Genomic DNA, 24,648 nt, shown 5'->3' on the forward strand with positions numbered 1-24,648 from the left:
TTTACGATGGATTTGTCGTTTCTTCGATAATGGCGAGAACCATTTCAGCTGTTTTGACTAATTCTTCAATCGGCATTTTCTCATTTTTCGTATGAATATCTTCATATCCAACAGCTAGGTTGACAGTTGGGACGCCGTTGCCTGCAATGACGTTTGCATCACTGCCTCCGCCGCTCGTCTGCAGTTCTGAAGGACGGCCAATTTTTGCTGCCGCTTTTTTCGCCACTTCTACGACTTGATCGCCGTGTGAGAATTTGAAGCCTGGATACATGATGTCAATTTGTACATCGGCACTTCCGCCCATTTCTTTAGCTGTTTTTTCAAAGGCTTCTTTCATCTTCGCTACTTGAGCTTCCATTTTTGCTGGTTCTAAAGAGCGTGCTTCCGCCAAAATATCAACTTGATCGCACACAATATTCGTTTGTGTTCCGCCTTCAAAACGGCCGATATTCGCCGTTGTTTCTTCATCAATCCGGCCAAGCGGCATGCTGGCAATTGCTTTTGATGCAATGGTAATCGCAGACACGCCTTTTTCTGGCGCGACGCCTGCGTGAGCGGTTTTTCCGTAAATCGTTGCGCGTACTTTTGCCTGTGTTGGTGCAGCTACAATAATCGTACCAACCTTGCCATCTGAATCAAGGGCATAGCCGTATTTCGCTGTCATCAAATTCGGATCTAACGCTTTTGCTCCAACAAGTCCTGATTCCTCGCCTGCTGTGATCACAAATTCAATTGTTCCATGCGGTAAATTTTTCTCTTTCAGCACGCGGATCGCCTCAAACATAGCAGCAAGTCCTGTTTTATCGTCAGCACCAAGAATCGTTGTTCCATCTGTTTTCACATAGCCGTCCTCAATGACTGGTTTTACGCCATTCCCTGGTACAACTGTATCCATATGGGAAGTGAAATAAATTGTATCTGCCTCTTGATTCCCTTCTAAAGTACAGACAAGATTGCCTGCACCGTGGCCTGTTACCGCTTTTGAATCGTCTTCAACCACTTTTAGACCAAGCTGCGAGAATTTTTCTTTTAATACTTCAACAATTTTCTCTTCGTGTTTTGTTTCTGAATCAATCTGAACTAATTCTAAAAATTCGTCTAGTAAGCGTTTTTCATTGATCATGATGATGCTCCTCCTCTTATAGCGGCATGTTGCCATGCTTTTTTAACGGTCTATCTTCTTCCTTACTGCGAAGCACATCAAATGAGCGGATCAATCGCTCTCTCGTTTCAGCTGGCATGAAAATATCATCTATCAGACCTGCCTGAGCCGCTTTCCATACACTTGGTTTGTTTTCAGACTTGCGCGAAGCAGGATGAACGATTTCGTCTGCGAACGTTTTCCCCATGACATCAATTTCTGCTTCTGGCCATGCATAAACAAAGTCAGCTCCTAAGCCCTTGCTATTCATCGCGACATATGCACCGCCAAACGCCTTTCTTAAAATCACAGTGATTTTTGGAACGGTTGCTTCAGCGTACGCATATAAAAGCTTTGCCCCATGGCGGATAATTCCCGCATGCTCGGCTTTTTCTCCTGGTAAAAAACCAGGAACGTCCACAAGGGTTAAGATCGGAATATGAAACGCATCGCAAAATCGAATAAACCTGGCCGCTTTATCGGCAGCGTCAAGATCAAGGCTGCCTGCCAGCACCTTTGGCTGATTGGCAACAACACCAATGGAGGCTCCTTGTAATCTGGCAAAACCTGTGACAATATTTTTTGAGAAACAAGGCTGCGTTTCAAAGAATGAGTCTGGATCGGTTATCGCTGTCACCACTTGTTTGACATCATAAGTTCGAGATGGATCCTTTGGCAAGATGCTGCCTGGATCGGCGGTATCATGCTTTCGCGTCCCAGCGCGTGTGACAGCCTGCTGTTTCGTTTGTATGTACGTTAAAAGAGTTCGAACCGCTTCTAACACGTCCTTCTCATCTTTCCCAGTATAGTGCACATTCCCGCTCTTCTGATGCTGAACACTTGCACCGCCAAGACGGTCAGGACAGACCGTTTCTCCTGTTGCCTTTTCTATTACTTTCGGACCAGTTAAAAACATATGAGCTGTTTGCTCTGTCATAAAGACAAAATCAGTCAATGCAGGAGAATAAACTGCACCTCCAGCACATGAACCTAAAATAACTGATATTTGCGGGATTCGACCAGAGTACAGCACATTCCGTTTAAAAATCTGTCCGTATCCTTCTAATGATACCACACCCTCTTGAATTCTCGCACCACCTGAGTCTTTTAGACCGATGACCGGCATCTGATTTTTAGCTGCCAGATCCATTAAAGAAGCAATTTTTTTCGCATGCATTTCGCCTAATGAGCCCCCATATACGGTTGCATCTTGTGCATAAACACAGACAGGCTTACCGTGAATGAGTCCCGTTCCAATGACGACGCCGTCACCAACATGCTCTGACAGACCGCCTGTTGCAAATGACTGAATTTCCATCAAGCTGCCCTCGTCAAGAAGTTCATGCAGCCGCTCTCGAACCGTCAGCTTTCCTTTGCTTCTGTGAGCCGCTGCTCGTTTTTCGCCGCCGCCCATTAACGCTTTATTCCGCCATTCAGACAAGTCATTGAACGATTCATTCATCGCAATATTTCTCTCCTTTCAAGGACCCGCACAATTCAAATAACACACCTGACGTTTCTTTAGGTGAAATAAAGGCAATCTGCTTTCCGCTGGCGCCCATCTGTGCTTTTTTTTGGAGAAGCTGCACGCCAAGGTGATCGAGACGGCTAAGATCAGCCTGAATGTCATCTGACTTTAACGCTATATGATGAAGGCCCTCTCCTCTTTTTGTTAAAAAGGTATGTAGTTTACTGCGGGCTGAGATGGGCTCAATTAATTCGATGTACAGATCATCAAGTGAAGCGAAGGACGCTTTAATCTCCTGCTCAGGAATCTCTTGTATGTCTGAAAAATGCCAGTTAAATAGCTGATGAAGCGTTTGAGATGTTTCTTTAATAGAAAAGACGGCAATGGCAATATGATCGATTTGGTTCATCCGTTCACTTCCTTTGCTGATCACTTGTCGCATATGAAAAAACCAGATAAAATAAAGACAAGTGCGCTTGTCGCAAAAATCTTCGGTTATAGGGGTGCGATATGTCTCAAAAATTCATGAAATTTATGGTATTGCTTATGATTAGCCTGCTGTTAGTTTCTTCACTTTTAGCAGGAGCAGCAGCCTTTTTATAAGGTTTGAATAAAGGCAGACAAGCAGGTGATTCGCGATGTCAACGAATGGCCTGTTTGTCTTTGGCAAGCTTTTCAAAGGAAGCACTTGTTTTTGTAATCCATACCTTGGTGCCAATTGGAAGCTGATCAAACAAAAGCTCTACATCTTGATTATGAAGCCTTACACAGCCTGCTGTGATAAATTTCCCAATCGATGTTTCGTCACTCGTTCCGTGAATTCCGTAGGTTCTGCCATCTGTTCCTCGTGCATCAAATCCAATCCATCTTCGCCCAAGAGGGTTATTCTTTGCACCCCCTTCAATATTCTTTCTTCTGTAATAGGGATCTTTCGCTTTGATCATAATCGTAAATTCACCTTCTGGCGTTAAATCCGCTGTTTTTCCTGTTGAAGCAGGATATACTTTTTGGATTTTTCCTTGATCAATGAAGGCAAGTTCATTCGTTTGTTTATTAATGATGACAAACGGGTCACCTGGAAGCGGGTTTTGTCCAAGCGGCCAGATAGGTGAAAGGGACATGGTCAGTACGGTATAAAATAAAAGACGCATAGGCTCCTCCTTTTTCATTAGATTGACCAATGAAGGAGGAACTCATGCGTCTCTATTCTTTCATCCCTTTAAAATAGCTTTTCAGTACTAAATATTGTTCCATTTCACCGAGGAAATGAAAGAGTGCCGCTCTTGCCTCAAATTCTTCTCTTGTTTGCGGGAGCGGAAGTGCATCGAACTCTTCTTTCATATCAATGAGACGTCTTAAAAACTTATGCGCTGTGTTCCCTGGGTGAATATGTTCGCGTAAGTCTCTAATGTATTCTGCAATGATTTGTCCATGCTCCGTTGTGACGGAGATCGACGTAATTTTGGGCAGCACACGCTCAATGATTTCAAATTGCTTTTGTCTCATGTTGAAATAATGATAATACAGGTTTTCATGTCTTAATACATGGTTTTCAACATCACGATATGCAAGAGCTTTCGCTTCTTTGATCAATTGATGTGTCTCTGGTATTTCTTTTCCTGTCCAGTCTTGTTTCCCTGTCATTAAGTATTGCTCGATTTCCTCAAAGATTTTAGCAAAGTTGGCTTCAATCTGTTCGCTGTAGCGTTTAAGTTTTTTATCAACACTTGGCATATAGAGGTTCATAATCAGCGCTACCCCAACACCAATGGTAATCAGCAGCAGCTCGTTCCAGATGAGGTGGAGGGTAATCCCGCCAGACATGTATAAATGGAGAATGATGACTGAACTTGTGACAATCCCTTCTTTAATTCGAAGCAAAACCGTTGTCGGAATAAAGACAAGCAGCATCAAACCGATCACAAAAGGATGATACCCAATCAGATCGAAAAATAAATAAGAAAATAAAATAGCAAGACTGCATGCTGCAAAGCGAGCTCCCGATGCTAAGAGGGATCTTTTCTTTGTCACCTGAATACACAGGATCGTAATAATCCCGGCAGCTGAATAATTTTGCAAGCCAAGCAATTGTGCAATATAAATAGCGATCGCTGTTCCTAATGCTGTTTTCAGCGTTCGGTAGCCGATTTTAAACATGATGTGATTCACTCTTTTCTGTCTTGTTTCCATTCACTTTTGTGAAATGATGAACTTTTTTTACTTTCCCCATTATAATCAAAAAAAGAAGGAGATGTTAAGTCTCCTTCTCTTATTTCTTTATAATATTTTTTGTAAAAAGTCTTTTGCGCGCTGTGAAGACGGTGATTCAAAAAATTGCACAGGGTTTGCATCCTCTACAATTTTCCCATCATCCATAAAGATCACGCGGTCAGCCACTTCTTTTGCAAAGCCCATTTCATGTGTGACGATGACGAGTGTCATTCCAGATTGAGCCAGCTCTTTCATGACTTCTAATACTTCCTTGACCATTTCTGGATCTAGAGCAGACGTTGGTTCGTCAAACAGCATAATGTCTGGTGTCATCGCAAGCGCACGCGCAATCGCTACACGCTGCTTTTGACCGCCTGACAGACGGTTCGGGAAATCATCTTTTTTCTCTAAAAGCCCTACCTTTTTGAGCAGGTCTTCAGCTTGCTTGATGCTGTCTTCCTTCGATTGATTCTTCACATTCATTGGCGCATACGTGATATTTTCCAGCACCGTTTTATGCGGGAACAGATGGAAATGCTGAAACACCATTCCGATGTTCTCACGCACTTTTAGTGCATTCGTTTTTGGATTGGTGATTTCGGTGTCCTTAATCGTAATGACACCAGAAGTCGGCTTTTCAAGTAAATTCATGCAGCGGAGGAACGTCGATTTTCCTGAACCAGATGGTCCAATAACCGCAACAACTTCCCCTTCTTTAATGGTGGTGTCGATCCCCTTTAAAACTTCGTTTTTACCAAAAGATTTTGTGAGTTTCTCTATTTTAATCATTTGATTTTAACTTCCTTTCCACCGATTTGCCGACAAAGGTGAGAACAAGCACGATGACATAATAGATAAGACCCGCAAAAATAAGCGGTTCAAGATAATTATACGTGACGGCCCCTGCTTGATAGGCTCGTCTCATGACATCACCCAGTCCGATGACTGTTACAATCGCTGATTCTTTTGTCAGTGTAATCGTCTCATTCACAAGTGCAGGTGAAATATTTTTAAACGCCTGCGGAAGCAATAAGTCCTTCATCATTTTAGCATAAGGGATGCCTAAAGCAACGGCTGCTTCTTTTTGACCTTTATCAATGGCATTAATACCCGCACGAATAATTTCAGATACGTATGCCGCCGAGTTGAGTGAAAATGCCGCTACAGCAGCCCAGTATTGGTCGATTTGAAACCCAAGAAGCTGAGGCAGACCAAAATAAATAATGAGCAATTGAAGCACAAGCGGTGTGCCTCGGAAAATTGACGTATAAAAATCTGCAAGCCAAATGAGCGGTTTAAACACACTAATTTTACAAAGCGTTAATAAAATTCCTAAAATAAATCCAAGTAAAAGGGATACCACTACTATAGAAAGCGTGACCTTAAGTCCTTCTAGAATAAAGGGCATCTGAGGTATTACATCTTTAAAATCAAACATGACATTCTCCTTTTTTCTGCCTTCATACAAAACAGGAAAAAAGTTCAACATGAGTTGAACTTTTCAGCGCTTTTCTACTTGATTTTCTGGAATGACGCTGATCCTTTTCCTGACTTACTTTTCATCAGCAAACCATTTTTTAATTAATTTATCAAGTTCGCCATTATCTTTCATTTCTTTTAATGATTTATTGAATTTCGCTGTTAAGTCGCTATTTTTCTTGAATGCAATGGCTGAACCTTCGTTTGAGCTGTTCAATCCAAATGCTTGGAAGTCTTTTTCCTTTTTTAAGTAACCAGCAGCTACTTTATCTTCAATAATTGCTGCATCAAAACGGCCTGCTTTAATCTCTTGAATGATATCAGAAATTTTATTACGGTCTTCAACTGTTAGGTTATATTTCTTTTGCAGTCCATTTGCTTCATCCTGTTGAATAGAACCTAATTGAACGCCGACTGTTTTGTCTTTTAAATCTTTCTCTGCCTTAATACCGCTAGATTTCTTTGATACAACCAAGTTTTTAGCATTGTAATAAACATCAGAGAAATCAACTTGCTTTTTACGTTTTTCTGTAGGTGTCATTCCTGCAAGGACAATATCAGCTTTGTTTGTTTTGAGGGCTGATACAAGGCTAGCAAAGTCCATATCTTGAATTTCTAGCTTGTAGCCGTTCTTTTTCGCTAATGCTGTTGCAAGATCTACATCAAAACCGACAATTTTATCTCCGTCTTTTGATTCAAATGGCGGATAATCTGCTGATGTCGCCATAACGAGTGTCTTGTCATCTCCTGATGCGTTTGAATTATTAGAAGAAGTTCCGCATGCTGCGAGTGCAGCTGCAAGACCAGCTGTCATAAGTAATAATAACCACTTTTTCATATGATGATGCCTCCCAGTATTTAAAATCATGTATTGATTGAATATTTATTCACTATAATGTATTTTAAACACTTTCTTTTTAAGATGCAATAGTATTTTGCTAAAATTATTTTGATTCTTTTGTCTTATAAAACAAAAAGCAGACCGATCTAAAGACCGGACTGCTTTATATTTATTCAACCAAAAGTCATATGTTAGATTTCTTCGCAATGCTCATCGAAAGCGGCTTGTAGTTTTGACACGACTTCCATTGGCTCATGCCCTTCAATTTCATGACGCTCGACCATTTTAATGATTTTTCCATCTTTTAATAATGCAAAGGATGGTGAAGATGGCGGGAAGCCTTCAAAGTATTCACGGGCTCTTGCTGTTGCCTCTTTGTCCTGCCCAGCAAACACTGTCAGCAATTGATCTGGACGCTTATCGTAATGAACAGAATAGCCGGCAGCTGGTCTTGCAATACCGCCTGCACAGCCGCATACTGAATTCACCATGACAAGTGCCGTTCCTTTTTTAGTCAGTGCTTCGTCTACTTCTTCAGCTGACGTGAGCTCAGTGTAGCCTGCCTGCTTAATTTCTTCTCTCGCTTGTTTCACAATATCATTCATAAATAAATTAAAATCAATATTCATGTCCGTCCACTCCTTTTGCGTACCAAAACCATTTTAACTCCATCATATCAAGGAAAACGCCAGCGGGCAAATGTGTTGTCTTTTCCTCCGCCTCTTTTTCCAAACATCGTTTATGAGCTGTCAAATTGGGGAAAAGTGATGATAAAGAGATGAAAGGGAGAACTGCGTGATGGCACAATTCAAAAAAGCGATGCTCATTTATAATGGAAATGCTGGACAAAAAAACATGGAAAAAACACTCGGTCAAACAGTGCCTCTTCTTTCTATACATATTGATGAACTCATTTTGAAACCAACAAAGCAGCCAAATGATGCTTATAATTTCTGCTGTCAAATTGATGAGACGGTGGAATTGCTCATTATATTAGGCGGAGATGGTACCGTGCATGAATGCATGAACGGCATTGGCGGTTTAGAAAAAAGGCCCACTGTAGCGATATTACCAGGCGGGACATGCAATGATTTTTCTAGAACACTAGGTATTCCTCAACAAATGCAGAAAGCCGCTCAAATGATTGTAGACGGCAAAGAGAAAAAGGTCGATTTAATCAAAGCAGAAGATCGATACGTGTTAAACTTTTGGGGAATTGGGCTGATCGCAGACACGTCCAACAATATTAACGACAAGGAAAAAGCCGTACTCGGCAAAATCAGCTACTTCACAAGTGCGCTGCGCACCTTGCAGCAAACAGATCCTTTTCACGTACGTATTGAGACAGAAGAGGAAAGCTGGGATGAGGAAGCTGTCATCGTTCTTGTCATGAATGGACATTTTATCGGTACAAATAGAATTGATTTGCCTCATGCAGCCATTGATGATGGAAAAGCAGAAATCTTAATTTGCAGAAATACGAGTTTCTCTGCTTTAAAAGAAATCTTCTCAATGAACCGGGAAGAGCTGGAGGATTTCACCGGCGATCTGTCTCTCATTCAAGCGTCCAGTATTCATATCCACACAAAAGAGGAAATGGATGCTGATACAGATGGTGAGGTTTATATGACAGCCCCTTCTTCTTTAGAAGTGTTAAAACAGCATTTGACCTTTATTGTTCCAGCAGAATAAAAAAATGCCCGACATCATTTTGATTCGGGCGTTTTTTTGATATATCGTCTGTATAAATATTCAAGTGCATATCCGAGAAGCGTCCCGGCGAGAAGTGATATTCCTAAAAAGCTATTGGCTGCTCCTTTAAATCCGCCGACAATCAGCAGACAGTACACGATTTGAATGATTGAAACGATCGATATGATAAGCAGTAATCGTTCAGGATGATTGCGTGATTTAGAAATGTACCGCAGAAAAGCGAATGCAATCGCTGTGATAAACATGAGACCAATCGTGAGAAAAGCAAAAAAATCTAGTCCAGACATATCATCGCTCCTTTCTCCTAGATGTGGAAATCCCCCTCTCATGCCGGGAGGGGGAAAATTGTTGTTTTAATAAACAGATGTCTGCTCGTCAATGCCTTCAAGGATTTGTTTAATTCGCTGAAGGAATCTGCCGCATACAAGACCATCTAGTACTCTGTGATCTAATGAAAGACAAAGATTGACCATGTCTCTTGCCGCAATCATACCGTTTACTATCATTGGACGCTTCACGATCGATTCTACTTGTAAAATCGCCGCTTGCGGATAATTAATGATTCCCATAGATTGTACCGAACCAAATGATCCCGTGTTGTTGACAGTGAAGGTACCGCCTTCCATATCACTTTGCTTAAGCGTTCCTTGTCTCACCTTAGACGCCAGCTCATGAATTTCTTTGGCAATGCCCTTAATGGTCTTTTCATCCGCATCCTTAATGACTGGAACAAAAAGCGCGTCATCTGTAGCGACAGCAATCGAAACATTGATTGCTTTCTTTTGCACAATTTTATCTCCGGCCCACATGCTGTTCATTTCAGGGAATTCCTTTAAGGCCTGAGCCACTGCTTTGACAAAGAACGCAAAGAACGTCAAGTTAAAGCCTTCTTTTGCTTTAAACTGATCCTTCAGCTGATTTCTTCTTGTCACAAGATTTGTCACATCGACTTCCATCATCGTCCATGCATGCGGAATTTCATGTTTGCTTCTCAGCATATTGGCTGCAATTGCCTGACGGATCAGCGTGACTGGCAGCTCAACATCACCAGGCATAGAAGGGACGGCAGGTGCCGCTTTTGTTTGAGATGGCTGCACAGGCTCCGGTTGAACGGCACGTTCATTGACAGGTGCTGTCTTCTCTTTGACGCCGCCGTTTTCAATGAGTTGCAGCAAATCTTTTCTAGTGATTCGGCCGCCTGCTCCCGTGCCTTGAACAGCCGCTAAATCAATGCCGTGCTCACCTGCCAAACGAAGAACGGCTGGAGAATAGCGTTTCTTTTGACTTTGATTCTCATTTGTTTGATCTGCTTCAGGCGCTTCGCTTTGCTCAGGTGCTGCTTCTTCTTTCACACTCTGCTGCTCGCTTCCTTCTATCTCAATTTCACAGAACACTTCTCCTACTTGCAGCGTTTCGCCTTCCTCAGCCGATAGCTTTGTAATCGTTCCTGTAAAAGATGACGGAACTTCTGCGTTCACTTTATCTGTCATGACTTCCGCAATCGGATCGTATTTATTCACATGATCGCCAGGTGAAACGAGCCATTTGCTAATGGTTCCTTCTGTTACACTTTCACCTAGCTGAGGCATTTTCATTTGTTCAATTGCCACTTTGAAACCCTCCTCTTTCTTAAAACGCCGCCAGCTCTCTCATTTCAGCTTCTACCTTATCCGGGTTGACCATGAAGAATTTCTCCATTGTCGGCGCATAAGGCATTGCCGGAATATCTGGTCCTGCCAGGCGTTTGATTGGTGCGTCTAAATCAAATAAGCAATGCTCCGAGATGATTGCCGCAACCTCACTCATGATGCTGCCTTCTTTTGTATCTTCCGTTAACAGAAGCACTTTCCCTGTTTTAGAAGCCGCTTCTATAATCGCTTCCTGATCAAGCGGGTACACTGTTCTCAAATCGAGAATATGAGCGGAAATGCCGTCTTTTGCAAGGCGGTCTGCTGCTTGCAGCGCAAAATGGACACAAAGGCCATATGTAATGACCGTGATATCATCGCCTTCACGCTTCACATCTGCTTTTCCAATCGGAAGAGTGTAATCCTCTTCAGGCACTTCTCCTTTAATAAGGCGGTATGCACGTTTATGTTCAAAGAACAATACAGGATCTGGATCACGCACTGCAGCCTTTAAAAGACCTTTGACATCATAAGGTGTAGAAGGCATCACAATCTTCAAACCAGGCTGGTTAGCAAAAATAGCTTCGACCGATTGTGAATGATAAAGTGCCCCGTGTACTCCGCCCCCATAAGGTGCGCGGATGACCATTGGACAGCTCCAATCATTATTTGAACGGTATCTAATTTTTGCAGCCTCTGAAATGATTTGGTTGATTGCAGGCATAATGAAATCCGCAAATTGCATTTCTGCAATTGGGCGCATTCCATACATCGCTGCCCCAATACCTACACCCGCAATGGCTGATTCTGCAAGAGGTGTATCCATGACGCGCGCTTCTCCAAATTGCTCGTAAAGACCCGCTGTCGCTTTAAATACGCCGCCTTTTTTCCCGACATCCTCTCCGAGCACAAACACTTTCGGATCTCGTTCCATTTCTTCTTTCATCGCCAGTGTAATAGCGTCTATATATGACATAACAGGCATTTTTCTTCCCCCTTACTCCGCATACACGTAACGAAGTGCGCTTTCTGCATCAGCATAAGCCGCGTTTTCCGCTTCATCAGTAGCTTCGTTTACGATTTGCATGATTTCTTTTGTCATCTCTTCTTTCATTTCAGAAGTCATGACGTTCCCTTCGATTAAATACGTTTCATATTGGATGAGCGGATCTTTCTTTCTTGCTTCGAGCACTTCTTCTTTTTCTCGATAGCTTGAATCATCGTCATCACTTGAATGCGCAGTTAAACGGTAAGAGATTGTTTCAATCAATGTCGGGCCTTCGCCTCTAGCCGCACGGTCTCTCGCCTCTTTGACAGCAGCATATACTTCAAGCGGATCATTTCCATCTACAGTGACACCAGGCATCCCATATCCAACCGCACGATCTGAAATGCGTTCACAGGCTACTTGTTTGTCATATGGCACGGAAATCGCATACTTATTGTTTTCACACATGAAAATAACAGGCAGTTTATGCACAGCAGCAAAGTTTGCGCCTTCATGGAAATCACCTTGGTTTGATGAGCCTTCACCGAACGTGACAAAGCTGACAAAGTTTTTCTGCTCTAATCGTCCAGCAAGGGCAATTCCCACCGCGTGAGGAACCTGCGTTGTTACAGGTGAAGATCCGGTCACAATTCGATTTGCTCTTTGCCCAAAATGCCCTGGCATTTGTCTTCCGCCTGAGTTTGGATCGTCTTGTTTTGCGAAACCAGACATCATTAAATCTTTTGCTGTCATCCCAAAAGCAAGAACAACCCCCATATCACGATAGTAAGGTAAGACGTAATCTTCTTCTCTATTAAGAGCAAATGCAGCGCCTACTTGCTGCGCTTCCTGTCCTTGACAAGAAATGACGAATGGAATCTTCCCCGAACGGTTTAAAAGCCACATCCGTTCATCGATTTTTCTCGCTAGAAGCATTGTTCTATATATATCAATTGCTTGTTCATCTGATAATCCTAATTCCTGATGACGCATGTTACTCATCATGTTTCCCTCCTTGATTAAAAATGGATCGCCTTCCCGTCAACAGCAAGGGCTGCCTCACCAATCGCCTCTGATAAGGTCGGATGCGGGTGTATCGTCTGCCCCACTTCCCACGGGGTTGCATCAAGTACTTTGGCTAATCCAGCTTCAGATATCATATCTGTTACATGAGGACCAATCATATGAATTCCTAAAATATCATCTGTCTTTTGATCGGCAATGATTTTGACGAATCCATCAGACTCCCCGTACACAAGCGCTTTTCCAATCGCCATAAATGGAAATTTCCCTATTTTGACTTCAAAGCCCTGCTCTTTTGCGGCCTGTTCAGTGAGTCCAACACTTGCAGTTTCTGGGTGAGAGTAAACACATTTAGATACGAGCGTTTCATCGAGCGGCTTTGGATCTTTTCCAGCCATATGTTCTACAGCAATCATACCTTCGTGTGAAGCGACGTGTGCCAGCTGAAGCCCGCCAATGACATCTCCTATTGCGTAAATATGTGATTCTTTCGTTTGATAATGTTCATTCACGACAATGCCTTGTTTTTCGGTTTGGATGTCCGTGTTTTCAAGACCTATGCCTTCGATATTAGGTACTCTGCCGACTGAAAGAAGGAGTTTTTCCGCTTCAAACGTCTGAATGTCTCCATCCTTTTCCGCTTGAATTGTCACGAGATTTTCCTGCTTTTCTACGCTATCTGGCAGTACCTTCGCATTAGTCACAAAAGTGATGCCTTTTTTAGATAATAGCTTTTCCATTTCTTTAGAAATGTCATGATCCTCTGTTGGCAAAATGCGGTCTGCAAACTCAAGCACAGTGACGTTCACACCAAAATCATTGAGCATGGAAGCCCACTCGATTCCGATCACTCCGCCCCCCACAATTAGCATTGACTGCGGAAGCTCTGGCAGTTCAAGTGCATCATCTGAAGTGAGGATGTTTGTTCCATCTGCTTCAAGCCCTGGCAGCACACGCGGTCTTGATCCTGTCGCGATGATGACCTGCTTTGGAATGAGCATTTCATTTTCCTCTCCATTTGCCATTTCTACGGAGATCGTTCCTGGCATTGGCGAAAAGATAGATGGGCCAAGAATACGGCCGATCCCTTCATATACATCAATTTTTCCTTGTTTCATTAAATGTTTGACGCCGCCTGCTAGTTTTTCGACGATCTCTGTTTTTCTTTTCTGCACATTGGCAAATTGCAAGGCAACGCCGCCTGCCTCAACACCAAAATCAGCTGCGCGTTTGACGGTTTGATAAACTTCTGCACTTCTGAGCAGCGCTTTAGACGGGATGCAGCCTTTATGAAGACATGTTCCGCCGAGCTTTTCTTTTTCTACAACTGCTGTTTTCAATCCAAGCTGTGAGGCACGGATGGCCGCTACATAGCCGCCTGTGCCTCCACCAAGAATGACGAGGTCATATTCAGTTGCCATGACTTGTCACTCCTTTCTTTTTCTGTTGATCATTTGGGTATTCTTTCGGTGATTCTTCTTCTTTTAAAATACGAAGCGCACCTTCTGCTAACGATTGCAGCTCATTTTCACCTGGAAACACAACAACATCTGAAATCCAGTCAATATAGCCGCGAATACTTGACGTAATTTGTTTGCTATACGCAAGTCCGCCTGTTAATACAATGACGTCAACTGCTCCTTTTAAGACAGCGCTAGCCGCACCAATTTCCTTGGCAATCTGATAGCACATCGCTTCATAAATGAGCGCCGCCCGCTCATCACCCGCTTCAATCATGCGTTCCACTTTCACAGCGTCTGTCGTGCCAAGATAGCCCGCAAGCCCGCCTTCACCAATAATGCGTTTGAGCATTTCTTCTTGGGTATACTCCCCCGAAAAACAAAGATTCACAAGATCACCTGTCGGCAGGGTTCCCGCACGCTCTGGGCTGAAAGGACCTTCGCCATGCAGACCGTTATTGACATCGATGACTTTTCCTTTTTCATGAACACCAATGGTAATACCGCCGCCCATATGAGTAATAATCATGTTCAAATCTTCATAACTTTTTCCAAAAGAAGCCGCTGTTTTTCTTGCGACCGCTTTTTGATTTAATGCATGAAAAATGCTTTTTCTTTCGATCGTTGGCAGCCCTGAAATACGAGCAATTGGTTTAAGTTCATCCACTACAACTGGATCGACAATAAAAGCTGGGATATTCAGGCCAAGTGCAATTTCTCTCGCGATGATTCCACCGAGATTGGATGCGTGCTGGCCGGCATATCCTTCTTTTAGGTCTTTCACCATTTGCTCATTGACTTCATATGTGCCTCCTTCAATCGGACGAAGGAGACCGCCGCGTGCGCAAACTGCATCAAACTTTGAGATATTCATCCCCTGTTCATGCAGTGTTTTCAAAATGGTTTCTTTGCGGAAAGAAAATTGATCAATGATATGAGGAAACTGCTTTAATTCCTCATCTGTATGTCTAAGTGTCGTTTCAAAAATAGACCGTTCATTATGAAACACACCGATTTTTGTTGAAGTAGAGCCAGGATTAATCGTGAGAATACGCCATTCTTTTGTCAGCAAAAACAAAACCTCCGTTTCAACTCATTCTTCAAATTAGCGACGGCTTAAAATATGTTGACCATTTTGCAAGAATTGACTTCTTGATTTGCGCATTCTTTCAATTCGCTCTTCAGCCAATCGGTCTGCCGCTTTATAAGTTGGAATGGCATCACGGTTTGAAATTTCAATCACACGTTCAATATTTTGATAAATGCCTTCGACTTTTTTCATCGCACGATCTGCATTATAGCCATAAAGCTCATCAGCCACGTTAATCACACCGCCTGCATTGATCACATAGTCAGGAGCATATACAATACCCATCTCATGGATAAGGTCTCCGTGATGCGTTTCTCTTAGCTGGTTATTTGCAGCACCTGCAATCACCTTTGCTTTTAACTTAGGAATGGTCACATCGTTAATGGTTGCACCAAGTGCGCACGGTGCATAAATATCACATGCTTGATCGTAAATATCGTCAGGGTCGACTGCTTTTGCGCCAAAGTCTTCAACAGCACGTTTGACAGAGTCTTTGTTGATATCTGTGACAATGAGCTGCGCGCCTTCTTCATGCAGATGTTTACACAAGTTGTAAGCGACATTTCCTACGCCTTGGACGGCAATTGTTTTTCCTTCTAATGAATCGGTCCCAAATGCAGCTTTGGCAGCGGCTTTCATCCCTTTGTATACACCGTAAGCAGTGACGGGAGACGGATTTCCAGAAGAACCAAATGCAGGAGAGATCCCTGTGACAAAATCGGTTTCTTCATGAATGAGATCCATGTCTTCTACCGTTGTACCGACATCTTCTGCTGTAATATAGCGGCCATTCAGCCCTTGAATGTAACGACCAAATGCACGGAACATTTCTTCATTTTTGTCTTTTCTCGGATCACCGATGATGACCGTTTTTCCGCCGCCAAGATTAAGTCCTGCTGCCGCGTTTTTATAAGTCATTCCTCTCGCTAGACGCAGTGCATCCTCAATGGCTGCTTCTTCGTTTTCATACGTCCACATTCTCGTTCCGCCTAGTGCAGGCCCAAGTGTTGTATCATGAATCGCAATAATCGCTTTTAAGCCAGACTGCTCATCCTGACAAAATACAAGCTGTTCATAATCGTATCGTTCCATATATTTAAAAAGTTCCATTGTGTTATTCCTCCTATTACTTCCGCTTAATTTGATGTACAGATGGCAAGCGCAATTGAATAAAGCTTACTTTCGGCTGAATCAGACCGGCTTGTTAAAGCAATCGGCGCCTTCGCTCCTGCCACCACAGCTCCCACCTTCGCATGTGCAAAGTAGATGAGAGATTTATAAAGAATGTTTCCTGCCTCAATTGTTGGCACAAGCAAAATATCTGCATGGCCGGCTACATCACTCGTAATATTTTTATGAGAAGCTGCCGTTTGAGAAATGGCATTATCTAAAGCAAGAGGCCCATCAATCAGGCAGCCAGAAATTTGCCCCCGCCGATTCATTTGCGCAAGACTTGCCGCAGTCAAAGTTGAATCCATGGCCGGATTCACGACCTCCACCGCAGAGAGCACTGCAACCTTTGGCATGTCGTTTCCGACAGCTTGTGCTACTTGAACAGAGTTGATCGTAATCTCTTTCAGCATATTTAAATCGGGCGCGATGTTCATCGCAGAATCCGTGACATAAATAAAGCGTTCAAAGCCCGGTACTTCAAATGCCGCAACATGTGATAGGACACTGGTCGTCCTGAGCCCATATTCTTTATTCAATACCGCTTTTAAAAGAACGGCTGTCGGGACATGCCCCTTCATCAAAATATCTGCATGCTTCTCGCTCACTGCCTGAACGGCAATCTTGGCAGATTCTTCGGGAGAATCTGAATGAATAATATCTATCCAGTCCTCATTGATTTCATGCTGCTTCACTAGCTCCTTCAGGTTGCGTTTGTTCCCAACCAGGAGAAAGCGAGCGACCTTTCGCTTAATTGCCATCTTGATGGCATGAAGCACTTCTTCGTCTTCTGCATGAGCCACAGCCGCCGTTTTGTTCTGCAGCTGGGCGGCTTTCATAATCAGATCGTCAAGCTTCATATATGCCCACCTTTCCTTGTGCTCGGTTCATGTTTTATATGCAAGTTCCGTGCCAGTTTGAAATGCAGTGAATATGAGGCAATTCGCATGACATTCGTGCAATCTTTTGCAGATTACATGCATTTTATTGCATGCTATCTTTTGCAAGTTGATATTTGTCCATTTTATAGTAAAGGTTCCGAATGCTGATCCCTAACGTTTTCGCTGTTTTCGTGCGATTGAATTGATGCTTTTCAAGGGTTTGTTTAATCAGCTGCGCTTCAAATGCCTCAACAGCATCCGAAAGCGTCTCTCCCTCAAATTGACTGACAGTCAGTTCCTGCTGCTCTTTTTCTTCCTGATCTTCTGACTCCATGAAAGAAATATGCCCTTCATCAATCCATTCTTCTTGCGGGTTCAAAAAGATCATGGCTCGTCCAAGTACATTTTCAAGCTCTCTTACGTTTCCTGGCCACTTATATGATCGCAGTCTATTAAGTGCCTGTTCCGTTAACCCGCTCACGTTCCGTCCATAGTCTAAATTGATCTTTTGGATGAGACGTTTGCTTAACGAGTCAATATCCTCAAGGCGCTGCCTTAGCGGCGGGATGGAGATCGGGTATCTGTTCATTCGATAATATAAATCTTCTCTGAACTTTCCTTCCGCCATCGCTTTTTCAATATTGACATTTGTCGCCGTGATCACACGAACATCGACCGGTATAGCCTTTGTTCCGCCTACCCTTACTATTTCTTTCTCCTGCATCACACGAAGCAGCTTCGCCTGTGTACTTGGCGTCATTTCGCCAATTTCATCTAAAAAAATGCTGCCTTGATTCGCTTCTTCAAACAGCCCTTTTTTCCCGCCTCGCCTTGCACCAGAAAATGCTCCTTCTTCATAGCCAAAAAGCTCTGACTCTAAAAGGGTCTCAGATAAGGCTGCACAGTTGACCCGTACAAAGCGATTATATTTCCGGTCACTTTCATTATGAATAGCGTGCGCAAACAGCTCTTTTCCAGTACCTGATTCTCCCCGGAGTAAAATGGTGGCTGGCGTTTTCGCGCCTAGCTTCGCCTGCTCAAGCGCCACAAGCATTTGCTCACTCTCTCCAATGATGTCTTCAAATGTGTACTTTGCTTCAAGTGTACGGATGAGCTGCCTTGCTTTATTTAATTCATTTGTGAGTGATTGAATTTCTGATACGTCATGAATGACCCCGACACTGCCTTTTAAAATGCCATCAACAATGACTGGCGCTACGTTGACAATCACATCTTTTTTATTCGGTCCGACTTTCATTCTGACGCCTCGAACGGGTCTCCTTGTTTCAAGTACCTTCAAATGCATGCTTTCTCCTTCAGAAATATCTGCACCTGCTGGTTTCCCCACAACTTCCTTATCTGTTAATCCAGTCATTTTCGTATAAGCCCGGTTGATTAAGATCCCTTTTCCCTGCTCATCAACAACTGATATGGCTTCATCCGACGATTGAATGATCGCCTCCAGCATCGTTCGCACTTCTTTAAGATTGGTTACTTCCTCCGCAAGCTCAACGGCATCTGTAATATCTTTAAAGATGGATAAAGCACCTAGCATTCTCCCCGCGTCATCAATAATTGGCAAACGCGTTGTAACAATTTGTATTTGCTGATTCAAAAATTGTTTTTGATTAAATTCTGGCTCTCTCGATCTTAAAATGTCGGGAAGCTTTGTATTTGGGATCACTTCTCGTATATGACGGCCAATCGCATCTTTTTGCGAACATCCAACCATTTTGGCCGCTGATCGATTAAACAGGACGACTTCTTCATTCATGTTTATAAAAATCATCCCGTCGTTCGTTGCATTAAAAATGCGGTCATGCTTATAGGTTTGTTCCTTTAATATTTGGATCAGCTGCTGTTTTTCTGCCATTAATTCTGATATAACGTAAGCCATTGAACTCGGAACAATGACTGCGTGCTCTGGCTTTTTTTCAATCAGTTCTTTCAGCACTGCTGAACTGCCTGTTGTTTCAATGATGATATCAATGTCATCTTTTATGTATTCTTTCCAATCCGTTGTCGTATCAATTCCATTCTTTTTCGCTTCTACCATCCCCGGTGCCTCAAGATCAAGGTCGGCGATCGCAATGATTTGAATCATATTTGTTTTCAGCAATGTTTCAAGCAATGCTGATCCACCCTGTCCTGCACCGACAATCAAGACTCTCTGCATCCCGTTACCCCTTTATATGAAAAAATTTGCACACCATATTTTTCCGTTGCAAAAAATTGCACAACTCTTATATTACCACGTTTTCCTTTCTTGACAAAATATTTTTTGAATTAGACAATGGAAGTAAATGACGTTTAAGGGGACATTTGATGGGGAGAATACTTGCACTAGTGATTATTTTAATACCTGGCGCGCTTGCAGCACTTGGGATTAAGCTGCTGCGTGACACTGTTTTCGGCATCATCATTGCACCATTTCCATATTTATGGCTGCAAGGAATTGCAGGGTTGTTATTTTTAGGGGGAGGTCTTTATGTAGTGGCTGGCTTTATTTTATATAGAGACCGTAAACGAAATAAAGTGACTGCCCGCTTTAAACAGAGATAAAACGTGAAAAAAGACCCGCTGATTTAGAGCAGGTCTTTATTTCATTTCTTCTCTTATTTTCACGGCTCGGTCAGGAAAATCAGTAAAAATGCCATCGACACCTAAGGAAAACATGTTTTTCATTTGCTTTTCACTATTTACTGTAAACGGCCTGATCACTTGCTGAGATGCATGGAGAGCTGCCACAACCTCTTTGGTCACGCCGGCACCCTTGATATTTGGATGGTAGCCCCTTGCTGGTACTGTTTTTATATACATCTCCGGCTGATGAATCACATCCATTGTGAGAACCGCAAGTTCAACATGCGGCATCAGTTTGTGAAAAAGAGCTAAACTGCCGTGATGAAACGATGAAACAAGTACACGGTCTTCTATTTGAAAATGCTCAATTTGTTTTTTTACTTTCTCTTCGATACCCGGATATCGATAAATGGAGTTTTTTAGTTCAATATTGATGATCAATGATGATTGCTGCGTCACTAGCTCTAATACTTCCTCCAAAAGAGGAATGGATACAGCACCGGTTTCTTCGTAGAAAGAATGACTCGCATCTCCCGCTTTTAATTCTTCATATGTATGGTCTTTCACTAAACCTTTCATGTTCGTTGTTCTGTTCAGTTTCTCATCGTGAATGACAGCAAGTCTGCCGTCTTTCGTCAGCTGAACATCCAGCTCAATTCCGTCAGCTCCCGAATGGAGTGCATGCTCGAAGGCTATCATGGTGTTTTCAGGATAAATGCCTTTAAAGCCTCTGTGTGCAAAAATTTTCGTCATAGGTCACCTCTAAATATGATGCTTCCTTACATTATGACGTGTCTTTTTTCGTTTTTCCAGTTTTGAGCGCATAAAAAAAACCTCTTCTGATTCATACGAAGAGGTTGACAGATAAATTCGATCACGTAATCGCTCTGATGGCTTGCTCTGTCGTCTCTGCGTCAAGAGCAAAAAGGGAAGAAACAACTGCGACTGCTGTAACAACGGTTACACCTAACAACAACTTTTTCATAAGATAACCTCCACTTTCTTTTGAAGTATTTGTGCATCGAATTTCTTTTCAAGAAAACGAATGGCATTTTGATAATCATTTCGTTCCTTGAAGTATTTCGATATTTGTTCAGACAAATCCTCAAGCTCCACATATAATCTATTTTTTTCTATGTAGTCTAATTTTTCTGAGAATACGTCTGCTGCCCCACTATTCTCGCACATCAAATCCAAAATTTCAAATTTTACTATATATTCATTATTTTGGATATCACAACTATACAAAATACCCTCTTTAATATATTCCCTCGCCTCTTGATCTCCTAAATGAACCAAGGCATTGGCCAGAACATATAAAGATTGGATGTAATAATGGCTATTGTCACGGTGAATTTGAATGCCCATTCCTTTTTTGGCATAATGTGCGCTTTTTTCATAATCATGCTTTGCATAATAAAGAACCGCTAAATTGTGATAGCATTTCCCAATCAGCACTTCATTGTTAATGCGCTTACTTTTCTCAAGTGCTTCTTTATACTTTTTCTCTGCTTCATCGAATTGGAACAAATCAATGCAATTACTTGCATGTAAAATTAAGCTGTCAATCGCCTGCGCTGTGTACTCTTCATGCGCTTTGAATGTATCGATGGCTTTTTTAATATGATTAATGGATATGAAATTTTGTTTCAGTTCGTAATAGATTGAAGCAACCTTATGGTGAAAAGTTCCTACTTCCAGGTCTTCATTCACACGTTTTAGCCGCTGTTCTGCAATTTTGTAAAAGCTAATGGCTTCATCATACTTTTTCACATATGCAGCATATTGGCCTTTGTAAAAGTAAAAATAAAAATTAATAATGTCATCTGCCTTCTCATCGAGCGTTCCGACACTTTTCATAATTTGATTGGCTTTTTCGATATTTCCAAGTAACATTTCATGTCTGCCGTCAACAAGCTGATAATAAAGGAGAACTTCACGGTCTTCATCTGTATTTTTTAGCAAATTCTGAATTTTCTCTTTATAGACAGCAGATTTTTCTAAGTCATTCTGAGAAATGACCCTCGTCCACTTGCTAATTTCGTTCGCAACCTCAGCAGAGTGGATTTTCAGCTTTCCCATAACCTCACCCTCTTCTTTTCATTATTATAGCATAGTAAAAGAATGTGAAAATTATTAAATTCGACAATGGGAATATTCAGTTCAAATGGCACAATCTCTAAGAAGCCAGTGACTTTAAAACGCCAACCAATCAGGTCAATAGAAATAGAACTTTCGATCTCGTTTGCTTTAATTACCAAATCCATGAGACCTTTTCCTCTCATCCTTTTTCTTACGAATGAGCGTTTTCTTCTTCTATTTTGAAGACTTCATGATCGATTGGCGCAGCTGATTACCACTACTTTATGTCTTTTTTATTTTTTTCATGCTTTATTTTTCATTTTATTCTGAAAATAAAGCAGCCCGTTTGTCCAATTTAAACATTAAGATGATTTTATCAACCTAACCAATTTTTGACAACATGTTTCAAAATAAAAAAACGTCTCAATGAAGAAACGTTTTTTTATGAAAAAGATACTAGCTTGCTCTATGCTCTAAACGCAGACGATCAGCTACCATGGCAATAAATTCTGAATTGGTTGGTTTCGCTTTTGACATGCTGACAGTATAACCAAAGAGTGAGGAAATGGAATCAATGTTTCCTCTGCTCCATGCGACTTCAATGGCATGACGAATCGCTCGTTCTACCCTGCTAGCAGTCGTGTTAAATTTCTTTGCAATGTCTGGGTACAACACTTTAGTGATGCTTCCGAGAAGCTCAATGTCATTGTACACCATAGAAATTGCTTCTCTTAAGTATAAATAGCCTTTAATATGAGCGGGCACGCCAATCTCATGAATAATGGTCGTAATGCTCGCATCTAAGTTTTTACGTTTCGGTTCAGGTTTGTTACGAAGAACACTGTTTTGGATTGATGAAGAGCGATGGGTAACTTGTGTGCCGTTTCCACTGACTTGACGAATATGACCTACTAGGTTTTCCATATCAAATGGCTTTAAAATGAAATAGGATGCGCCTAAATCAACTGCTTTTTTCGTGACATCTTCTTGTCCAAATGCCGTTAGCATAATCACACTTGGCTGTTTTGTCATTTCATTGTTTTCACGGAGGCGTTCTAGTACAGCAAGACCGTCTAAATGAGGCATAATAATGTCTAAGAGGAGAACGTCGGGCTCTTTATCTTTAAATAATGTCAGGCATTCCTGACCATTATACGCCACGCCAAGTACTTCCATATCTTCCTGTCCCTCAATATACTCTGTCAAAAGGCCAACAAGCTCTCGATTGTCATCAGCTACACACACTTTAATTTTCTCCACGTTCTTTCCTCCCCAATGTCGATTCCTTTAGTCTTTTGCATTTCTCTTCTGAGTGTTCAATTCGACAAAACCATGCTATCCCCTTTAAAAAACTTTAATTTTCCGAATAATAGAGCATTATCTAGCTTTTTCTACGTTTTTCTTAACGAATCGACGATTATTGCAATTTGACAACATGCTTTTTTCCATTTTGTCGAAAAATCTCTTTTTCCTTATTTTATAACATGATGGAAGAGAAAGAAAGGGTAGAAAAAAACTGCCGGAAGATTCGCGGCAGTTTATGATCAGCTTGCTTTTTTGTTTTTTTGATAAAGGTCGATTCCTGCTTCTGACAGCATCCATTCAATGTGTACGCCGTACCCGCTAGTCGGATCATTGACGAATACGTGTGTGACAGCTCCAATGACTTTGCCATTTTGGATGATGGGGCTTCCGCTCATTCCTTGGACGATTCCGCCCGTTTTGCTTAAGAGCCGCTCATCTGTTACCTTCAATACCATTCCTTTAGTTGCTGGGAATTTCTGCGGTGTTGTGCTGACGATTTTAATATCAAACTTCTCCACTTTATCATGATCCACAACGGTTAAAATTTCTGCTGGGCCTTCTTTTACTTCATTTGATAAAGCGACTGGAAGTGGTTTATCTGCTACATGATTTTCAAGCTTTTCGGTTAACGTACCAAAGATACCAAAAGGGCTGTTGCGGGAGATATCTCCTATTGTTTTTCTTTCGGAAGAGAATCTCGCCAATTTTTCTCCAGGATTGCCTCCTGTGCCTTTTTCAATCGATGTCACGGTTGATCTAACAATTTCACCATTGTCGACAACAATTGGTTTTTTTGTATCCATGTCAGAAATCACATGCCCAAGGGCACCATATTTTTTAGATGAAGGTTCAAAAAAGGTCATCGTGCCGATTCCTGCTGCAGAATCACGAATGTAAAGACCAATTCGATAGATGCCTTCACTTGCATCTTTTGCGGGTGTTAATGTTGTTTGAAAGGTTTTATGATCTCTCTTTATGAGCAAACGAAGCGTTTCACCCGTTTTCCCTGCTTTCTGAATAAATGGGGTGAGGTCATTCATTTTCTCCATTTTTTGACCATTGATTTCAATGATCATATCCCCTGATTGAATGCCTGCGGCTTCACCTGGTGATTTTTTGCCGTCTGCTGTTGTGATTTGATGAAAACCTACAACGAGAACTCCTACAGAGTGGAGCTTGACGCCAATGGATTGACCTCCAGGAATGACTTTTAATTCAGGGAGAACGTCAACTTTTGTTTTCTTAATAGGAAATCCTTTAAAATCATAAACAATTTCGGCTTTTCCCGCCTTTTGTCCTGTAATATCCAGCTGATTCTTTTTCTCTGAAAGGCTAAAGGCTGGTGAAGAAGCATTGGCTGACGCTTCAATCGATGTGTCAATTGAGTGCTTCTGTTTTTCAAATACAGCAACATTTGTTGGAATGCTGATGTATTCCTTCACTATGCTCATAAACCCTGTACTTATTAAAGAAACAAGGAGAATCACACCAATGGCTTTTCTCATCTTTTCGGGCATTCATTTTTCACTCTCCTCGCTCCTTACCCACACCAGAACACTCATGTTTTGGCTACATCTTTACTTTT

Annotated in this window: 26 protein-coding genes; 3 read left to right on the forward strand and 23 right to left on the reverse strand. The window is 42.0% G+C overall.

Translation table 11 applies throughout. The annotated features are described in order from the left end of the window. Position 1: 1 nt before the first annotated feature. Genes NSQ76_RS11885 through mce form a run of 3 tightly spaced genes read right to left on the reverse strand, consistent with a single transcriptional unit; the run spans position 2 to position 3,018 of the window. Complete coding sequence (locus tag NSQ76_RS11885; RefSeq protein WP_041117918.1) at positions 2 to 1,123, reverse strand: tripeptidase T; 1,122 nt, start codon at positions 1,121 to 1,123, stop codon at positions 2 to 4. Between the two features lie 16 nt (positions 1,124 to 1,139). After that, positions 1,140 to 2,603, reverse strand: a complete 1,464-nt coding sequence (locus NSQ76_RS11890; protein WP_149126492.1) for an acyl-CoA carboxylase subunit beta — start codon at positions 2,601 to 2,603, stop codon at positions 1,140 to 1,142. Then, positions 2,596 to 3,018: a methylmalonyl-CoA epimerase gene (gene mce, locus NSQ76_RS11895; RefSeq protein WP_149126491.1), complete on the reverse strand. Its 423-nt coding sequence runs from the start codon at positions 3,016 to 3,018 to the stop codon at positions 2,596 to 2,598. The genes NSQ76_RS11890 and mce overlap by 8 nt, the downstream gene beginning before the upstream one ends. A gap of 101 nt (positions 3,019 to 3,119) precedes the next feature. On the opposite strand from mce, the gene prli42 reads away from it, so the two are divergent. Then, positions 3,120 to 3,212, forward strand: a complete 93-nt coding sequence (gene prli42, locus NSQ76_RS11900) for a stressosome-associated protein Prli42 (protein WP_149126490.1) — start codon at positions 3,120 to 3,122, stop codon at positions 3,210 to 3,212. Positions 3,213 to 3,250: 38 nt separating this feature from the next. On the opposite strand, the gene NSQ76_RS11905 is transcribed toward prli42, so the two are convergent. The 6 genes from NSQ76_RS11905 to NSQ76_RS11930 all read right to left on the reverse strand — a co-directional run bounded on the left by NSQ76_RS11905 (position 3,251) and on the right by NSQ76_RS11930 (position 7,769). Continuing rightward, the gene (locus NSQ76_RS11905) at positions 3,251 to 3,760 is read right to left on the reverse strand and encodes a L,D-transpeptidase (RefSeq protein ID WP_044332743.1); all 510 of its coding nucleotides are present in this window, start codon (positions 3,758 to 3,760) and stop codon (positions 3,251 to 3,253) included. Between the two features lie 52 nt (positions 3,761 to 3,812). After that, the gene (locus NSQ76_RS11910; RefSeq protein ID WP_024422917.1) at positions 3,813 to 4,766 is read right to left on the reverse strand and encodes an aromatic acid exporter family protein; all 954 of its coding nucleotides are present in this window, start codon (positions 4,764 to 4,766) and stop codon (positions 3,813 to 3,815) included. Between the two features lie 120 nt (positions 4,767 to 4,886). Then, positions 4,887 to 5,609, reverse strand: a complete 723-nt coding sequence (locus NSQ76_RS11915; protein ID WP_024422918.1) for an amino acid ABC transporter ATP-binding protein — start codon at positions 5,607 to 5,609, stop codon at positions 4,887 to 4,889. Continuing rightward, the gene (locus NSQ76_RS11920; protein WP_024422919.1) at positions 5,602 to 6,258 is read right to left on the reverse strand and encodes an amino acid ABC transporter permease; all 657 of its coding nucleotides are present in this window, start codon (positions 6,256 to 6,258) and stop codon (positions 5,602 to 5,604) included. The genes NSQ76_RS11915 and NSQ76_RS11920 overlap by 8 nt, the downstream gene beginning before the upstream one ends. 114 nt (positions 6,259 to 6,372) lie before the next feature. Beyond that, the gene (locus tag NSQ76_RS11925; RefSeq protein ID WP_024422920.1) at positions 6,373 to 7,137 is read right to left on the reverse strand and encodes a transporter substrate-binding domain-containing protein; all 765 of its coding nucleotides are present in this window, start codon (positions 7,135 to 7,137) and stop codon (positions 6,373 to 6,375) included. Between the two features lie 194 nt (positions 7,138 to 7,331). Continuing rightward, complete coding sequence (locus NSQ76_RS11930) at positions 7,332 to 7,769, reverse strand: BrxA/BrxB family bacilliredoxin (protein WP_024428021.1); 438 nt, start codon at positions 7,767 to 7,769, stop codon at positions 7,332 to 7,334. A gap of 169 nt (positions 7,770 to 7,938) precedes the next feature. Between NSQ76_RS11930 and NSQ76_RS11935 the strand changes: the two genes are divergently transcribed. After that, positions 7,939 to 8,832, forward strand: a complete 894-nt coding sequence (locus NSQ76_RS11935; RefSeq protein ID WP_149126489.1) for a YegS/Rv2252/BmrU family lipid kinase — start codon at positions 7,939 to 7,941, stop codon at positions 8,830 to 8,832. Positions 8,833 to 8,846: 14 nt separating this feature from the next. On the opposite strand, the gene NSQ76_RS11940 is transcribed toward NSQ76_RS11935, so the two are convergent. From NSQ76_RS11940 to NSQ76_RS11980, 9 genes are all read right to left on the reverse strand, one after another. After that, positions 8,847 to 9,140 (reverse strand): YesK family protein, encoded by a 294-nt coding sequence (locus NSQ76_RS11940; RefSeq protein WP_024428019.1) that lies wholly within the window; start codon positions 9,138 to 9,140, stop codon positions 8,847 to 8,849. A gap of 66 nt (positions 9,141 to 9,206) precedes the next feature. Then, positions 9,207 to 10,463 carry a dihydrolipoamide acetyltransferase family protein gene (locus tag NSQ76_RS11945; RefSeq protein WP_341053991.1) on the reverse strand — a complete coding sequence of 419 codons (1,257 nt, stop codon included), beginning with the start codon at positions 10,461 to 10,463 and terminating at the stop codon, positions 9,207 to 9,209. Between the two features lie 19 nt (positions 10,464 to 10,482). Then, positions 10,483 to 11,466 (reverse strand): alpha-ketoacid dehydrogenase subunit beta, encoded by a 984-nt coding sequence (locus tag NSQ76_RS11950; RefSeq protein ID WP_024422925.1) that lies wholly within the window; start codon positions 11,464 to 11,466, stop codon positions 10,483 to 10,485. 12 nt (positions 11,467 to 11,478) lie between these two features. Further along, positions 11,479 to 12,471: a thiamine pyrophosphate-dependent dehydrogenase E1 component subunit alpha gene (locus NSQ76_RS11955; protein WP_024422926.1), complete on the reverse strand. Its 993-nt coding sequence runs from the start codon at positions 12,469 to 12,471 to the stop codon at positions 11,479 to 11,481. A 17-nt stretch (positions 12,472 to 12,488) separates the two neighbouring features. Further along, entirely contained in the window at positions 12,489 to 13,913 is a 1,425-nt protein-coding gene (gene lpdA / locus NSQ76_RS11960; RefSeq protein ID WP_335343442.1) for a dihydrolipoyl dehydrogenase, read from the reverse strand. After that, the gene (gene buk, locus NSQ76_RS11965) at positions 13,903 to 15,024 is read right to left on the reverse strand and encodes a butyrate kinase (protein ID WP_409482375.1); all 1,122 of its coding nucleotides are present in this window, start codon (positions 15,022 to 15,024) and stop codon (positions 13,903 to 13,905) included. The genes lpdA and buk overlap by 11 nt, the downstream gene beginning before the upstream one ends. Before the next feature lie 33 nt (positions 15,025 to 15,057). Beyond that, entirely contained in the window at positions 15,058 to 16,152 is a 1,095-nt protein-coding gene (bcd, locus tag NSQ76_RS11970; RefSeq protein ID WP_003215658.1) for a branched-chain amino acid dehydrogenase, read from the reverse strand. Positions 16,153 to 16,178: 26 nt separating this feature from the next. Then, positions 16,179 to 17,072: a phosphate butyryltransferase gene (gene yqiS / locus NSQ76_RS11975; protein ID WP_341053998.1), complete on the reverse strand. Its 894-nt coding sequence runs from the start codon at positions 17,070 to 17,072 to the stop codon at positions 16,179 to 16,181. Between the two features lie 124 nt (positions 17,073 to 17,196). Next, complete coding sequence (locus NSQ76_RS11980) at positions 17,197 to 19,269, reverse strand: sigma-54 interaction domain-containing protein (protein WP_197172675.1); 2,073 nt, start codon at positions 19,267 to 19,269, stop codon at positions 17,197 to 17,199. A gap of 149 nt (positions 19,270 to 19,418) precedes the next feature. Between NSQ76_RS11980 and NSQ76_RS11985 the strand changes: the two genes are divergently transcribed. Then, on the forward strand, positions 19,419 to 19,655 hold the full coding sequence (locus NSQ76_RS11985; RefSeq protein WP_024422931.1) for a DUF2627 domain-containing protein: 237 nt from the start codon (positions 19,419 to 19,421) through the stop codon (positions 19,653 to 19,655). Positions 19,656 to 19,691: 36 nt separating this feature from the next. Here the strand turns inward: NSQ76_RS11985 and NSQ76_RS11990 are convergent, their stop codons facing one another. From NSQ76_RS11990 to spoIVB, 5 genes are all read right to left on the reverse strand, one after another. Beyond that, entirely contained in the window at positions 19,692 to 20,429 is a 738-nt protein-coding gene (locus NSQ76_RS11990) for a glycerophosphodiester phosphodiesterase (protein WP_024422932.1), read from the reverse strand. 228 nt (positions 20,430 to 20,657) lie between these two features. Further along, complete coding sequence (locus tag NSQ76_RS11995; protein WP_024422933.1) at positions 20,658 to 21,758, reverse strand: Rap family tetratricopeptide repeat protein; 1,101 nt, start codon at positions 21,756 to 21,758, stop codon at positions 20,658 to 20,660. Then, positions 21,746 to 21,943, reverse strand: coding sequence for a hypothetical protein (locus NSQ76_RS12000; RefSeq protein ID WP_024422934.1), 198 nt, complete (start codon positions 21,941 to 21,943; stop codon positions 21,746 to 21,748). The genes NSQ76_RS11995 and NSQ76_RS12000 overlap by 13 nt, the downstream gene beginning before the upstream one ends. Positions 21,944 to 22,214: 271 nt before the next feature. After that, positions 22,215 to 23,018, reverse strand: a complete 804-nt coding sequence (spo0A, locus tag NSQ76_RS12005) for a sporulation transcription factor Spo0A (RefSeq protein ID WP_024422935.1) — start codon at positions 23,016 to 23,018, stop codon at positions 22,215 to 22,217. A 284-nt stretch (positions 23,019 to 23,302) separates the two neighbouring features. Then, positions 23,303 to 24,580 carry a SpoIVB peptidase gene (gene spoIVB / locus NSQ76_RS12010; RefSeq protein WP_025092993.1) on the reverse strand — a complete coding sequence of 426 codons (1,278 nt, stop codon included), beginning with the start codon at positions 24,578 to 24,580 and terminating at the stop codon, positions 23,303 to 23,305. Between the last annotated feature and the right edge of the window lie 68 nt (positions 24,581 to 24,648).

It is taken from the genome of Bacillus sp. FSL M8-0256, assembly GCF_038005765.1.
Taxonomy (GTDB): domain Bacteria; phylum Bacillota; class Bacilli; order Bacillales; family Bacillaceae; genus Bacillus; species Bacillus safensis.